Annotated in this window: 11 protein-coding genes; 10 read left to right on the top strand and 1 reads right to left on the bottom strand. The window is 67.1% G+C overall.

Going from position 1 to position 13,114, the window contains the following annotated elements; translation table 11 throughout:
• The first annotated feature begins 144 nt into the window (after positions 1-144).
• Positions 145-1,164: a UDP-glucose 4-epimerase GalE gene (gene galE / locus I6H87_RS19845; protein ID WP_010809858.1), complete on the top strand. Its 1,020-nt coding sequence runs from the start codon at positions 145-147 to the stop codon at positions 1,162-1,164.
• 110 nt (positions 1,165-1,274) lie between these two features.
• Here galE and I6H87_RS19850 read toward each other — a convergent pair whose 3' ends face one another.
• Positions 1,275-1,583: an H-NS histone family protein gene (locus I6H87_RS19850; RefSeq protein WP_010809859.1), complete on the bottom strand. Its 309-nt coding sequence runs from the start codon at positions 1,581-1,583 to the stop codon at positions 1,275-1,277.
• A gap of 501 nt (positions 1,584-2,084) precedes the next feature.
• Here I6H87_RS19850 and I6H87_RS19855 point away from each other — a divergent pair.
• The 9 genes from I6H87_RS19855 to flhC all read left to right on the top strand — a co-directional run bounded on the left by I6H87_RS19855 (position 2,085) and on the right by flhC (position 12,996).
• Positions 2,085-3,851, top strand: a complete 1,767-nt coding sequence (locus I6H87_RS19855) for a methyl-accepting chemotaxis protein (RefSeq protein ID WP_041687909.1) — start codon at positions 2,085-2,087, stop codon at positions 3,849-3,851.
• 113 nt (positions 3,852-3,964) lie between these two features.
• Positions 3,965-5,932 (top strand): putative bifunctional diguanylate cyclase/phosphodiesterase, encoded by a 1,968-nt coding sequence (locus I6H87_RS19860; protein WP_010809861.1) that lies wholly within the window; start codon positions 3,965-3,967, stop codon positions 5,930-5,932.
• Between the two features lie 153 nt (positions 5,933-6,085).
• Positions 6,086-6,478: a response regulator gene (locus tag I6H87_RS19865; protein WP_010809862.1), complete on the top strand. Its 393-nt coding sequence runs from the start codon at positions 6,086-6,088 to the stop codon at positions 6,476-6,478.
• 141 nt (positions 6,479-6,619) lie between these two features.
• Positions 6,620-7,096: a chemotaxis protein CheW gene (locus I6H87_RS19870; RefSeq protein WP_010809863.1), complete on the top strand. Its 477-nt coding sequence runs from the start codon at positions 6,620-6,622 to the stop codon at positions 7,094-7,096.
• 104 nt (positions 7,097-7,200) lie between these two features.
• A complete protein-coding gene (locus tag I6H87_RS19875; RefSeq protein ID WP_011616427.1) occupies positions 7,201-8,850 on the top strand; it encodes a methyl-accepting chemotaxis protein in 1,650 nt (549 codons plus the stop codon).
• Between the two features lie 101 nt (positions 8,851-8,951).
• Positions 8,952-10,811 (top strand): methyl-accepting chemotaxis protein, encoded by a 1,860-nt coding sequence (locus I6H87_RS19880; protein ID WP_011616428.1) that lies wholly within the window; start codon positions 8,952-8,954, stop codon positions 10,809-10,811.
• A 44-nt stretch (positions 10,812-10,855) separates the two neighbouring features.
• On the top strand, positions 10,856-11,590 hold the full coding sequence (locus tag I6H87_RS19885; protein WP_011616429.1) for a DUF4088 domain-containing protein: 735 nt from the start codon (positions 10,856-10,858) through the stop codon (positions 11,588-11,590).
• Between the two features lie 486 nt (positions 11,591-12,076).
• Entirely contained in the window at positions 12,077-12,394 is a 318-nt protein-coding gene (gene flhD / locus I6H87_RS19890; RefSeq protein WP_010812713.1) for a flagellar transcriptional regulator FlhD, read from the top strand.
• Positions 12,391-12,996: a flagellar transcriptional regulator FlhC gene (gene flhC / locus I6H87_RS19895; RefSeq protein WP_011616430.1), complete on the top strand. Its 606-nt coding sequence runs from the start codon at positions 12,391-12,393 to the stop codon at positions 12,994-12,996. The genes flhD and flhC overlap by 4 nt, the downstream gene beginning before the upstream one ends.
• Positions 12,997-13,114 lie beyond the last annotated feature (118 nt).

Raw genomic sequence — 13,114 nt, forward strand, 5'->3', positions numbered from 1 at the left:
GGGCCGGCTGCCCTGGGCGCATCGGCAGATCGTGGATAATAAGCAGCTTCGCCGGCCTACGCGGCGGAAAGAGGTGCTTGCGCCACGTTTTGAATCCGCCAGGCCAAGGCCCGGCCCTGAATCGAATTCCGACACCGATTTTCCATGCCTGAAACCTTGCTCCTGACCGGTGCCACCGGCTATATCGCCTCGCATACCTGGGTTGCACTGCTCAATGCCGGCTACCACGTGATCGGCCTGGATAATCTTTGCAACAGCAGCCCGGTGGTGCTGGAGCGGCTCGCCACCATTACCGGCAAGACCCCGCATTTTGTGCAGGGCGACGTGCGCGACCGCGCATTGCTGGACCGGCTCTTTACCGAACACCGCATCAGCGGGGTGATTCATTTTGCCGCACTCAAGGCAGTGGGCGAATCGGTGAGCCAGCCGCTGGAGTATTACAGCAACAACCTGGGCGGGCTGCTGACGGTATGCGCGGCAATGGGCGCGGCCGGGGTGAAACAGCTGGTGTTCAGTTCTTCGGCCACGGTTTATGGCAATCCCCATGCGGTGCCGATCCTGGAGGATTTCCCGCTGTCGGCCACCAACCCGTATGGCCAGACCAAGCTGATGGGCGAGCAAATCCTGCGCGACCTGGAAACATCGGATCCGGACTGGCGCATTGCCTACCTGCGTTATTTCAATCCGGTCGGCGCGCATGAAAGCGGGCTGATTGGCGAGGATCCGCGCGGTATCCCGAACAACCTGATGCCGTATGTGGCGCAGGTGGCCGGCGGGCGCCGTGAAAAGCTGATGGTATTCGGCGGTGACTACCCGACGCCGGACGGCACCGGCGTGCGCGACTATATCCACGTCTGCGACCTGGCGGACGGCCACCTGGCGGCGCTGGGTTACCTGCGCGCGCAGGGCAAGAGCATGACCGTGAACCTGGGAACGGGCCGCGGCTACAGCGTGCTGGAAGTGGTGCAGGCCTACCAGCGTGCCAGCGGCAAGCCGGTGCCGCATGAGATCGTGGCGCGGCGCCCGGGCGACATCGCCTCGTGCTACGCCGATCCCGCGCTGGCCAACCAGCTGCTGGGCTGGCGCGCGCGCCATGACATCGACCGCATGTGCCAGGACTCATGGCGCTGGCAGTCGATGAATCCGCAGGGGTTTGACGCCTGACGCCCCGGGCAGGTGGCGCCGCAGTGTTGTGCAGGCGCCGCGGAAGACCAGAAAACAAAAACGCCACGGAATTCATCCGTGGCGTTTTACCATCTGCCGGATCGCGGGTTTCAGCGGATCAGGAAGTCTTCAACTGCCTTGCCCTGGGCCAGGGCCTGGGTCAGCCAGCCCGGGCGCTTGCCGCGGCCCGTCCAGGTATTGCCGGCGCTGTCGCGATAGCGTACCGGCACCTTGCGGTTGACCGCCTTCTTGCCGGCCGGCACCTTTGCGCCAAAACCCAGGTCTTCCGCAGTCAGGCCATATTGCTCGATTTTCTCGCGAATATCCGCGATCACCGTGGCTTGTTCGCGTGCCTTGATTTCCTCGGCCTGCTTCTGCAGTTCACTGATTTTCTGAACGATTTCCTGATACGTCGCCATTGGGTCCTCGGTTTCCGGTGGAGTGGAATGCGGTGGGTGTGTGCGGGGGTGAAAATGCTGAAAACAATTATAACGGGGTCGCCGCCCGCTGCAAATCCTGCCGGACTAATCGGATGCTGTTTTTGCGAAAATTCTTGGCGCCGATAATTGTGTGAACTTTCGGTGTCGTGGTCTGTCACCGGCATTTCCGTCGTCGTCGGCCCGGCTGCAGTTCCGGCCGCAGTTCCGGGTTCAGGCCCGCAAATGGTGCGGCCGTACGCAAACTGGCCCGGCGGCAGCCAGCCGCCGCCAAAATCAAATCGCCATAATCGGCCGCGGCAAGCCACGTGGCGTATATCCGACAGGCCGGTTATCGCCGATTAATTGCGCCCGCCACCGGCGCGGCGGCTCAAGTAACAGGAGGTCGCGCCGTTATCCGGGCAGGGCGGATCATCTGGGCGTCGATCCTGCCGGAACGGGGTTGGGGGTGTGCCCCGCGGGTTGACACAGTCTTCTTTCATCATGTCCTTCCACAACAATATCCAGATCAAGACCCTGCTACGGGGCGCCATGGGAATGCTGTCGCTGCTGCTGTTGCTGGTCGGCGGTGCCGGCCTGCACGGCATTTCACAAAGCAATGATGCCCTCAGGGAGACTTATGCCCACCAGCTCGGCTCCACCGTCGCGCTCAGCGAGGCGATGCAGGCCACCACGCGCATGCGGCTGGCACTGGACCGCAACGTGATGCAGGGCGAGCAGGACGATCCCAAGGTTCACGTCGACCGCTCCAAAGTGTTCGTGGAGGCATCGGAGGCTGCCTGGAAGCGCTATATGAACCTGCCGCAGAATCCTGAGGAAAAGGCGCTCGCCACGGAGCTGGGCAAGCAGCGCCAGGCGTTCATGGAGCAGGGCGTGTTGCCGCTGCAGGCGGCTTCGCTCGCGGGCAACCAGGAAGAGGCCCTGCGGCTGGCGAAGAAGGTGCTGCCTGACCTGCAGCGCAGCATGTCGAGCGTGCACGAGAAGCTGCAGAAGTTCCAGATGACTGCCGGGCAGGCCAACTTCGATGCTGCGCAGGCCAGCTTTGCGCGTATCCGCATGCTGTCGGTCGTGCTGATCGTGCTGGGCCTGGCGGTCGCGGTGCTGTGCACGGTCACGCTGAACCGCGCCATCGTCGCGCCGGTGGCAGAGGCGCTGGCTGTGTTCGAGCGCATCGCCCGCGGCGACCTGACCTCGCGCATCGCCAGCGTCTCGAAGAACGAGATCGGCCGCATGATGCAGGCGCTGGCCGCGATGCAGGCCAGCCTGTCGGGCATCGTTGCCGAAGTGCGCACCGGCGCCGATTCGATGGCATCGGCCACGCAGCAGATTTCCACCGGCAACCTGGACCTGTCGCAGCGCACCGAGGAACAGGCCTCGTCGCTGGAGCAGACCGCCGCCAGCATGGAAGAGCTGACCACGGTGGTGCGGCAGAATGCCGACAACGCGCGCCAGGCCGGCGTGCTGGCCAATGAGGCTTCGCAGATCGCGCTCAAGGGCGGCGACGTGGTGGGCCGCGTGGTCGACACCATGAACGAGATCAACGGCGCCTCGCGCAAGGTGGTCGAGATCATCAGCGTGATCGAGGGCATTGCCTTCCAGACCAATATCCTGGCGCTCAATGCAGCGGTGGAAGCCGCGCGTGCCGGCGAGCAGGGCCGCGGCTTCGCGGTGGTGGCGGGCGAGGTGCGCAGCCTGGCGCAGCGCTCGGCCTCGGCCGCCAAGGAGATCGAGGCGCTGATCGGCGAGTCGGGCCAGCGCGTGGAGAGCGGTACCCGGTTGGTGGCAGAAGCCGGCCAGACCATGGGCGAGATCGTCCAGGCCGTGCGCCGCGTGACTGACATCATGAACGAGATCGGCGCCGCGTCGCAGGAACAGACCAGCGGCATCGAGCAGGTCAACCAGGCGGTGACCCAGATGGACGAGGTGACGCAGCAGAATGCCGCGCTGGTGGAAGAGGCCGCCGCCGCAGCCGGTGCGCTGGAAGAACAGGCGCAGAAGCTCAAGAACGTGGTCTCGGTGTTCAACCTTGGCACGGGTACGGGAGTAGGGGCAGGCACGGCCGCGACGGCTGTCGCTGGCAGCACCGCACGCACCATGTCGGTGCGGCCGGCGGCAGCCGCGGCGCATTCGGCAACCGCGGCGCCGCGTGCCGTTGCTGCCCGCCCGGCCGCGGCGCTTCCGGCAAGCCGTCCGGCGGCGAGGCCCGTGCTGGCCGTTGCCGGGGCCGATGATGACTGGAGCGCGTTCTAAACCACTGTCCCCACCATTGCCCTGTTCACACGGCGACCGCAAGATGCCATGATGCGGGGTTTGCCCCGCGTCCTGACCTTCTTCGCGCATTCTCTTCATCATCGCGCAGCCCAATGATTGCCCTGAGTTCCATCCTGTTGCTGCTGGCTGCCCTGCTGGGCGTGGCCGCCGCCCTCGGCGTTCGCGCCGGGCGTGCGGACCAGTCAGCCGGTGGCCGCTCGCTGCGCATGCTGACCTGGTCGGCGGCACTGTTATCGCAGCTGAGCGTAAGCCTGCCCGTACTGGTGGTGATGCTGTCGGGCAGCGTGCCGGCGGCCAACGACACGGCACAGATGGCGGCCAGCTTCGCCGCCGCCGCAGCAGCCACCGCGGCTGCCAAGCTGCTGGTGCAGTGGCTGCGCCAGGGCACGCGGCTGTGGCGCGGTGCGGCGCTCATGGCGGTCGTCGCTGGCGCCGGGCTGGTGGCCGCGGCCGGCACCCACCTGGGCCGCGCCTGTGGCGCGGGCTCGGTCTCGGCGCGCGCCTGCATCGATGCAGCCGGCCTGCCGCACCCCGCCTGGCTGGCGGGCGGGCTGACCGCGCTGTGCGCGCTGATGTTCGCCGTCCACCGCGCGCAGTCGCGTGGCTTGCTGGCTGCGCACCACGAAGCCGGCCTGGCCGATGAGCTGGTGGACGAGGCGCACGGCCTGCCGCGCGGGCACGAGCCCCGCCTGGCGCGGCGCGGCGCGCGCATTCCCGGCCGCCCCGGCCGTCTTACCGTGCGTGCCGCAGCGCGCGGGCAGGGCACGGTGGGCGAGTACAGCGTGGCAACGACGATGCCCGACCGCGTCGCCTTCGGCCGCTGGCTGGACCAGACGATCGCGCAGGCGCGGCTGGCCGAGAGCGGCTGCGCCGTGTTGCTGATCCATATTGCCGATTACCGCGAAGTCGACGAGGTCTTCGAGATCCGCGCCGACGATATCCTGGCCCAGGACGCCGGCGCGCTGGCGCAGGCCGTGCTGGAGCCGCATGACTTCCTGGCCCGGCTGGCGCGCGACGAGTTTGCCGTGGGCGTGCCGGAGCTGGTCCATCATGGCCGCGCGCAGGAACTGGGTTCGCGCATGCTCGGCTCGCTGGCCGAGTTCATCGCCGCGCGCGGCTTGCAGATGCAGATCGGCGTGAACATCGGCATTGCCATCTACCCGCGCGATGCGCAGACCTCGGAGGCGCTGATGCAGGCCGCGCGCGTCAGCCTGGCCGAGGCCCGCCAGAGCGGCTCGAACCAGGTGCGCCTGTTCAACAGCGCCGCCGGCGAACGCGCGCGCCGCACCCGCGTGATCCGGCGCGACCTGTGGCTGGCGATCCAGGACGACGCACTGTCGCTGCAGTTCCAGCCCAAGTACGATGCGCGCCGGCGCACGCTGGTGGGGGCCGAAGCGCTATGCCGCTGGCGCCATCCCGCGCTGGGCCAGGTGAGCCCGGCCGAGTTCATCACCGTGGCCGAGCAGTCGGGCCAGATCGACAAGCTCGACGACTGGGTCCTGACCAGCGTCTGCCGCCAGGTGCGCCAGTGGCGGGACGCCGGCGTGCCCACCGTGCCGGTGGCGATCAATGTCTCGGGGCTGCGCTTTGCCAGCCGCAATTTCCCGCAATACCTGCTCGAGCAGATCCACCAGCACGACATCCCGCCCTCGGCGATCACGCTGGAGATCACCGAGACCGCGGCGATGAAGGACATCGGCAAGTCGCTGGAAACGCTGGCCGAGCTGCAGTCGCTCGGCATCCAGGTGGCGCTGGACGATTTTGGCAGTGGCTATTCCAGCCTGGGCTATCTCAAGCGCCTGCGCGTGGGCACGCTCAAGATCGACCGCACCCTGATCGGCGGGCTCGACACCGATGCGCAGGGCCGTGCCATCGTCGGCTCGATGGTGGCGCTGGCGCACGAACTGCGCATGAAGGTGGTGGCCGAGGGCGTTGAATCGGCATCGCAGCTGGAAATCCTCAATGAGATGGGGTGCGACGAGGTGCAGGGTTACCTGCTGTCGCTGCCGCTGGATGCTGCCGGTTTTGCCGATGCCTTGCGCGAGCAGGGCGGCGCCTGACGGCTAAAGTTTGTCCGTGACGCGGCCGATAACCGGTCTGGCAGGCTGCCAGCGTTTGCGGCGCAGCCCTGCGCCGGCCCGTCCGTCGCCGGCTGCGCTGCCCGTGCTGTCCATCCTGGCGGATCAACCGAGTCCTGCAAACCGGAGGCGCCCATGTCATCGCCCAGCATCCTCGTCGTCGACGATTCCCCTTCGCTCCGTCGCATGATCGGCGCCTGCCTGCGCGCAGGAGGGTTTGACGTGACCGAGGCGGCCGACGGCGACCAGGCACATGCGCTCGCGGCCGGCGCCAGCTTCGGCATGCTGGTCACGGACCAGGTCATGCCCGGCATGGATGGCCTCACGCTGATCCGCAGTCTGCGCGCCACTGAGCGCTATGCGTGCATTCCCATCCTGATGCTGACCACCGAGCAGGACGGCAGCATCCGCGAACAGGCCCGCGCCGCCGGCGCCTCGGGTTTCCTGCCCAAGCCCTTCGATCCTGACCAGCTGATGCGGGCCGTGACGGCGCTGCTGTCCACCGCGCACCCTACCTCGGAAGGGTAAGGAAAGCCGGGCGTCGCCCTTCAGTCCCCCGGATTGCTGCCGTAAACACTGGTGGGCGAAGTCATGCCCCGGTGCCAGCCAGCGGCCTTGGCCGCAGCAGCGCCAGCAAACCAGCATGAGCCAATTTTCGGGGGCTAGACGATGAAGCACATCGACAAGGCAGACGGCGCGGGCGAAGAGTTCCTGGCCTTTACGCTGGGCCGGGAAGAATACGGCGTCGACATCCTGAAGGTCCAGGAGATCCGCGGCTACGAGTCGGTCACCCAGCTTGCCAACGCACCGGACTACATCAAGGGCGTGATCAACCTGCGCGGCATCATCGTGCCGATCATCGACCTGCGCATCAAGTTCCGCCAGCAGAACGTCAGCTACGACCAGTACACGGTCGTCATCATCGTAGACCTCAACGACCGCACCACCGGCATCGTGGTCGATGGCGTGTCCGACGTGCTGACCCTTGCAGCCGAGCAGATCAAGCCCACGCCGCATTTCTCCGGCGAACTGGCGACCGACTACATCCGCGGGCTGGGCTCGGTCGAGCAGCGCATGCTGATCCTGGTCGACATCGAGAAGCTGCTCAACACCGAAGAACTCGCCGCGCTCGAAGCGGTGGCGTGATCCCGCGGCAGCGCCAACGTTGTCCGGCCGGCGCCCCGCCTGCCGGACCGAACCCGCCCGGGGTGCAGCAACTTGCCGCGCCCGGGCCTGCAGTACTGTCATAGATGCGAAACAACCAACCCGTTACGCAGCGCGAATACAAGCTCTCCCCATCGGACTACCTGATCTCGCGCACGGACCTCAAAGGCCGGATCACCTTTGCCAACCGCACCTTTATCGAGGCAAGCGGCTTTGCGGCCGAGGAGCTGCTCGGTGCGGCGCACAACCTGGTGCGCCATCCCGACATGCCGCCGGAAGCGTTTGCCGACCTGTGGCAGGACCTGCAGGCCGGCCGCACCTGGATGGGCGTGGTCAAGAACCGCCGCAAGAACGGCGACTTTTACTGGGTCAACGCGACCGTGACGCCCACGCGCGTCGATGGCCGCGTGGTCGGCTACACCTCGGTGCGCTCGATGGCGACGCGCGAGCAGGTGGAAGCCGCCGGCGCTGCCTATGCACGATTCCGGACCGGCCGCGCGGACGGGCTGGCGATCCGCCACGGCGCCGTGGTCCGCACCGGGCTGCGCGGCCTGGTGCAGGGTCTGCTGCACCTGAACCTGAAGCGCCGCATCCTGTGGGCGCAGGCCGGCGGGATGGTGTGGTTCCTGGCCGCACTGGTTGCGGTGGAAGCCCTGGGCGGCGCAGGCGTGGCCGCGGTGCGCCCGTGGCTGTGGGGCGGCTTTGCGCTGGCGCTGGCATCGTCGTTCGCGGCAGGCACCATGCTGCTGGCGCGCGTGCACCGTCCGGTGCGCCACATGCTGGACTTTGCGCTGCGCATGGGCGCGGGTGACCTGACCACGCGCTTCGAGCACCGCAGCGCCGACGAGATCGGCGCGCTGGCGCAGGCCATGCAGACCATGCAGCGCAGCCTGCAGTCGGTGGTGCACGAGATCCAGGAAGGCATGGCCAGCATCTCCACGGCAACGCGCCAGGTGGCCGCGGGCAACAATGACCTGTCGCAACGCACCGAGCAGCAGGCGGCAGCCCTGGAGCAGACGGCGTCGAGCATGGAAGAGCTGACCAGCACGGTGCGCCAGAACGCGGACAACGCGCGCCAGGCCAGCGGGCTGGCGGCGAACGCGTCGGAGACAGCGCTGCGCGGCGGCGAAGTGGTGGGCCGGGTGGTGCAGACCATGGACGAGATCAACGATGCCTCGAAGAAGATCGTCGACATCATCGGCGTGATCGAAGGCATCGCCTTCCAGACCAACATCCTGGCGCTGAACGCGGCGGTGGAAGCGGCGCGCGCCGGCGAGCAGGGCCGCGGCTTCGCGGTGGTGGCGGGCGAGGTGCGCAGCCTGGCGCAGCGTAGCGCCAACGCGGCCAAGGAGATCAAGGGGCTGATCGGCGATACGGTGGAGCGCGTGGACAACGGCTCGGCGCTGGTGGGCCAGGCGGGCAAGACCATGGAAGAGATCGTGCAGGCGGTCAAGCGCGTGACCGACATCATGGGCGAGATCAGCGCGGCGTCGGCCGAGCAGAGCGCGGGCATCGAGCAGGTCAACCAGGCCGTGGCGCAGATGGACGAGGGCACGCAGCAGAACGCGGCGCTGGTGGAAGAAGCCGCCGCCGCCGCCGGCTCGCTCGAAGAGCAGGCCATGCGCCTGCGCGACGCCATCGCCACGTTCCGCGTCAGCATGCAGGCCGAGGTGCGTCCGCAGCGCCTGCCGGCCCATGCGCGTGCCGATGCGGCCCAGTCACTGGCACAGGCCTAGTCCGAATCAAAGACGAGGCAGGCGCGGAGCACCGGCCTGCATGCGTACAAAACGGGTGCGGCACGCCGCGCCCGAGGCTTCAGTTACAAGGGGGAGTTGCTATGCATTGGTTCAATCAATTGCGCGTCACGACCAGGCTGGTTGCCGGATTCCTGGTCGTTGCCGTGATCGGCGCCGTGATGGGGCTGCTGGGTGTGGTCAACATGGGGCGCATGGCCGACTGGACCGGCAAGATCTACAACGGCGACCTGCAGGCGCTGAAGGCCGTGCAGGACGCCAATATCAACCTGGTCTATGCCAGCCGCGCGCAGATCGGGCTGCTGTCGGCATCGACCATGGGCGAGCGGGCGGCCGAGAAGGAGCAGATCGTGAAGTCGCTCGGCGCCATGGACGAGCGCATCCGCCAGGTCGCTGGCGCTTTCGAGAAGGCCGAGGGCAAGGCACTGGTCAAGCAGTACCAGGAGCTGTCGCCGGCGTTCCGCGCGCGCATGGAGAAGTACGTCGAACTGATCAGCAAGCAGCCGCTGGATACCTCGCAGTTTGAAAGCCAGGTGTTTTCCGAGAGCGCCGAGCTGCTCAAGGACAGCCATGCGCTGGAAGCGGTGATGTTCCAGATGGTCAAGCGCCGCGACGACCGCGCCCGCAACAACATGGAAGAAGCGCGCAGCGTTTACGACGCGACGCGCCTGTGGATGCTGGGCCTGGTGCTGGGCGGCGTGGCGTTGTCGGTGCTGCTGGGCGTGCTGCTGGCGCGGGCGCTGTCGCGCCAGCTGGGCGGCGAGCCGGGCTATGCCGCCGCGATTGCCGCGCGCATTGCCGAAGGCGACTTCTCCGCACCGGTGGCCACGCGCGCAGGCGACAAGGGCAGCCTGGTCTATGCGATGCAGCAGATGCAGCAGCAGCTGTCGCGCATGGTGCGCGATTTCAAGGTGTCGGCCGAATCCATCGGCAGCGCCTCGCGTGAAATCGCCGCGGGCAACAATGACCTGTCGCAACGCACCGAGCAGCAGGCGGCAGCCCTGGAGCAGACGGCGTCGAGCATGGAAGAGCTGACCAGCACGGTGCGCCAGAACGCGGACAACGCGCGCCAGGCCAGCGGGCTGGCGGCGAACGCGTCGGAGACAGCGCTGCGCGGCGGCGAAGTGGTGGGCCGGGTGGTGCAGACCATGGACGAGATCAACGATGCCTCGAAGAAGATCGTCGACATCATCGGCGTGATCGAAGGCATCGCCTTCCAGACCAACATCCTGGCGCTGAACGCGGCGGTGGAAGCGGCGCGCGCCGGCGAGCAGGGCCGCGGCTTCGCGGTGGTGGCGGGCGAGGTGCGCAGCCTGGCGCAGCGTAGCGCCAACGCGGCCAAGGAGATCAAGGGGCTGATCGGCGATACGGTGGAGCGCGTGGACAACGGCTCGGCGCTGGTGGGCCAGGCGGGCAAGACCATGGAAGAGATCGTGCAGGCGGTCAAGCGCGTGACCGACATCATGGGCGAGATCAGCGCGGCGTCGGCCGAGCAGAGCGCGGGCATCGAGCAGGTCAACCAGGCCGTGGCGCAGATGGACGAGGGCACGCAGCAGAACGCGGCGCTGGTGGAAGAAGCCGCCGCCGCCGCAGGCGCGCTGGAAGAGCAGGCCAGCCGGCTGCAGGGGGCCGTGGCGACGTTCCGCCTGGCGGCCGAGGATGCCCGCGCGGATTCGTTCGTGGCCCACTCGCTGCCTGCGGCGACGGCAGTGCCGGCCAAGGTGTCTCGTGCCGCCGGCGCGGTGCGCGCCATCGCTGCCGGCAAGCGGGTCGCCAAGGCCCTGCCCGCCAGCACGAAGGCCGCGGCTTTGCCTGCGGCGGACCATGCCGCCGCAGCCGAGGCGGCAGATGCCGTCGCCACGCAGCCGGCGCGGCTGGTCGCAGGCAGAGCCTCGCGGCCCGCGCTGGCAGCCGCCGACAACGGCGACTGGAGTGCGTTCTGATCCCCACTGGCAACGGGCCGCGCGGCGTCCCGGATGGCAAGGCTATGACGACCGAGATCAACCTGGCTCTGCCGCATGACGATGCGGCCCGTCTGCGCAAGGAATTCGAGCAGTTCGTCGGGGTCTCGAGCGGCCTGGACCGCGAGTTCCTGCCGCCCGATTTCCAGGAATTCCTGCGCGCGCGGCTGCTGCAGCATGACGGCCCGCTCACCGAGCGCGCGGTCTCGCGGCTGCTGTCCGGCGGTGAATACGGCTGGGCCCGCCGCGTGTTCGACAAGCAGTTGCCCAATGCGCTGGCGGCGCTGATGCGCGATGCCCGGCGCTTTGGCTTCGGGCTGGCGGTGCAGCCGGACTGGACGCCGGACCAGCGCCTGGCGCATGCGCGCGAATGGGCGGCGCAGGTGCTGTCGGAATGCGGCGCCGATGCTGCCTTCACCGAGGCGCTCGCCACGCAGGTGGCGGCTTCCGCGGAAGACGTGCGGGTACTGGAAGAGCGCATGCGCACGCCCGCATGGCGCCTGGCCGAAAGCCTGCGCCAGCGCGCCTATGAGCTGATGTACGCGCTGCAGACCGAAGACAGCGAAGCCGCTGGCCGCGCACGTGTGGGCGAGCTGCGCGGCATGCTGGGCCTCGCCCTGGAGTACGGCTCGGTGCGGCCGGAAGAAGCCTCGCGCGTGCTGGAGCAGGTGGAGCGCATGCGCCCGGCGCTGTTCCGCGAAGCGCCCGACGATGTGTTCGACCGGTTGGCGGCATGGCTGCGGCGCATGTTCGGGCACTGAGGGCGCGGTCGGAATCCGGCCCCGCTGCCTCCGGCCATGAATTTCGTACAGGGATGACGGACAGTGTCTGCGTGCTGAACGCCACATGCGGCACTCGTCAATAGAGGAATCCAGCAGGCTACCGAAGGCGCTGGTCGCGCGTTTGCAGAAATGACGCTTGCAGAACTGGTTTGCGCCAGATCAAGTGTCAGGGATGTGAACTGTTACAAAATGGGCGCGCCCATGTATGTTCCATGCGACATTTGGTTCCCCCCCCGCGTAAGTAGGGATTGGCATTGCGGGTCGATTGCCGATATAAACGTAACAGTCTCACTTACACTCTGTAACACTTGTAACGGAGTTGATTACAGTTTGACACGGGCGTAGTTCCTTAGTCGTACGTTGTACCCGCCCAGCCGCATACAAACGATCTGGTCGCCGGGCCCGCAAGGGCATCGGTAAGCGCCGGACAAGCGGCCACGGTGGGTTTTTGGTAGCGGGGATAAATTGGAAAGCAGTGAAGTTCTCCAGGAGATCAGGGAGGTTAACCTCGCCTATCTGCTGCTCGCGCAACGCCTGGTGCGCGAAAACCAGGTCGAAGCCATGTTCCGGCTCGGGGTCAGCAAGGAAATTGCGGATATTCTTGCCAAGCTGACTTCCGCGCAACTCGTCAAGCTGGCGGCATCCAACATGGTGCTGTGCAGGTTCCGCTTCGACGACCATGCGCTTCTGTCCACTCTCACCCACACGGCCAAGAGTCATGACATGCAGCAGATCCACGCCGCGATCCTGCTTGCACGCCAGCCTGTGGAGTCGCTCAATTGACCGCGCTCCTGCAGGCCGAGCCCACCCGGAGTTACACGGCCACCTCCGTTCCCAGCCGCAAGAGCGTGCTCCAGGATGCGAACCAGACCCAGCTTGCGATCGAGCTGATCGGCCTGGGTGCGCGCCTGCAGGTGCTTGAAGCCGAGACCACGCTGTCGCGTGACCGGCTCATCCGCCTGTACAAGGAGCTGCGCGGCGTCTCGCCCCCCAAGGGCATGCTTCCCTTCTCGACGGACTGGTTCACCACCTGGCTGCCGAATATCCACTCGTCGCTGTTCTTCTCTGCCTACCAGTTCATGGTGCAGGAGGGCGAGACCGTGGGCATTCGCGCGGTGGTGGCTGCCTACCGCCTGTACCTTGAGCATGTTTCGCTGCTCGGCGGCGAAATTGTCTTAAGTTTCACGCGTGCCTGGACGTTAGTACGGTTCTTCGAGAGCAACATGCTGCAGCTGTCCCGCTGCACGTGTTGCGGCGGGCAGTTTGTCACGCACGCGTATGAGCCGCACGCGAATTTTGTGTGCAGCCTGTGCCGTCCGCCGTCACGCGCAGGGAAAGTGAAGAAGCTCTCGAAAGACGCCGCCGCCGTGCAGACCAACGCCTGATCCTGGTCAAGGTCCGCCGGCTGGCAAGCTTGCAGCGCTGGCGGACGGACCACTCTCCGTTCGCCCGTGCCCGGGCAATTGTGCGTGACTGACGCGCGTATTTAGACGGGGATCCGAT

The sequence above is a fragment of the Cupriavidus necator genome (assembly GCF_016127575.1).
Classification (GTDB): Bacteria; Pseudomonadota; Gammaproteobacteria; order Burkholderiales; family Burkholderiaceae; genus Cupriavidus; species Cupriavidus necator_D.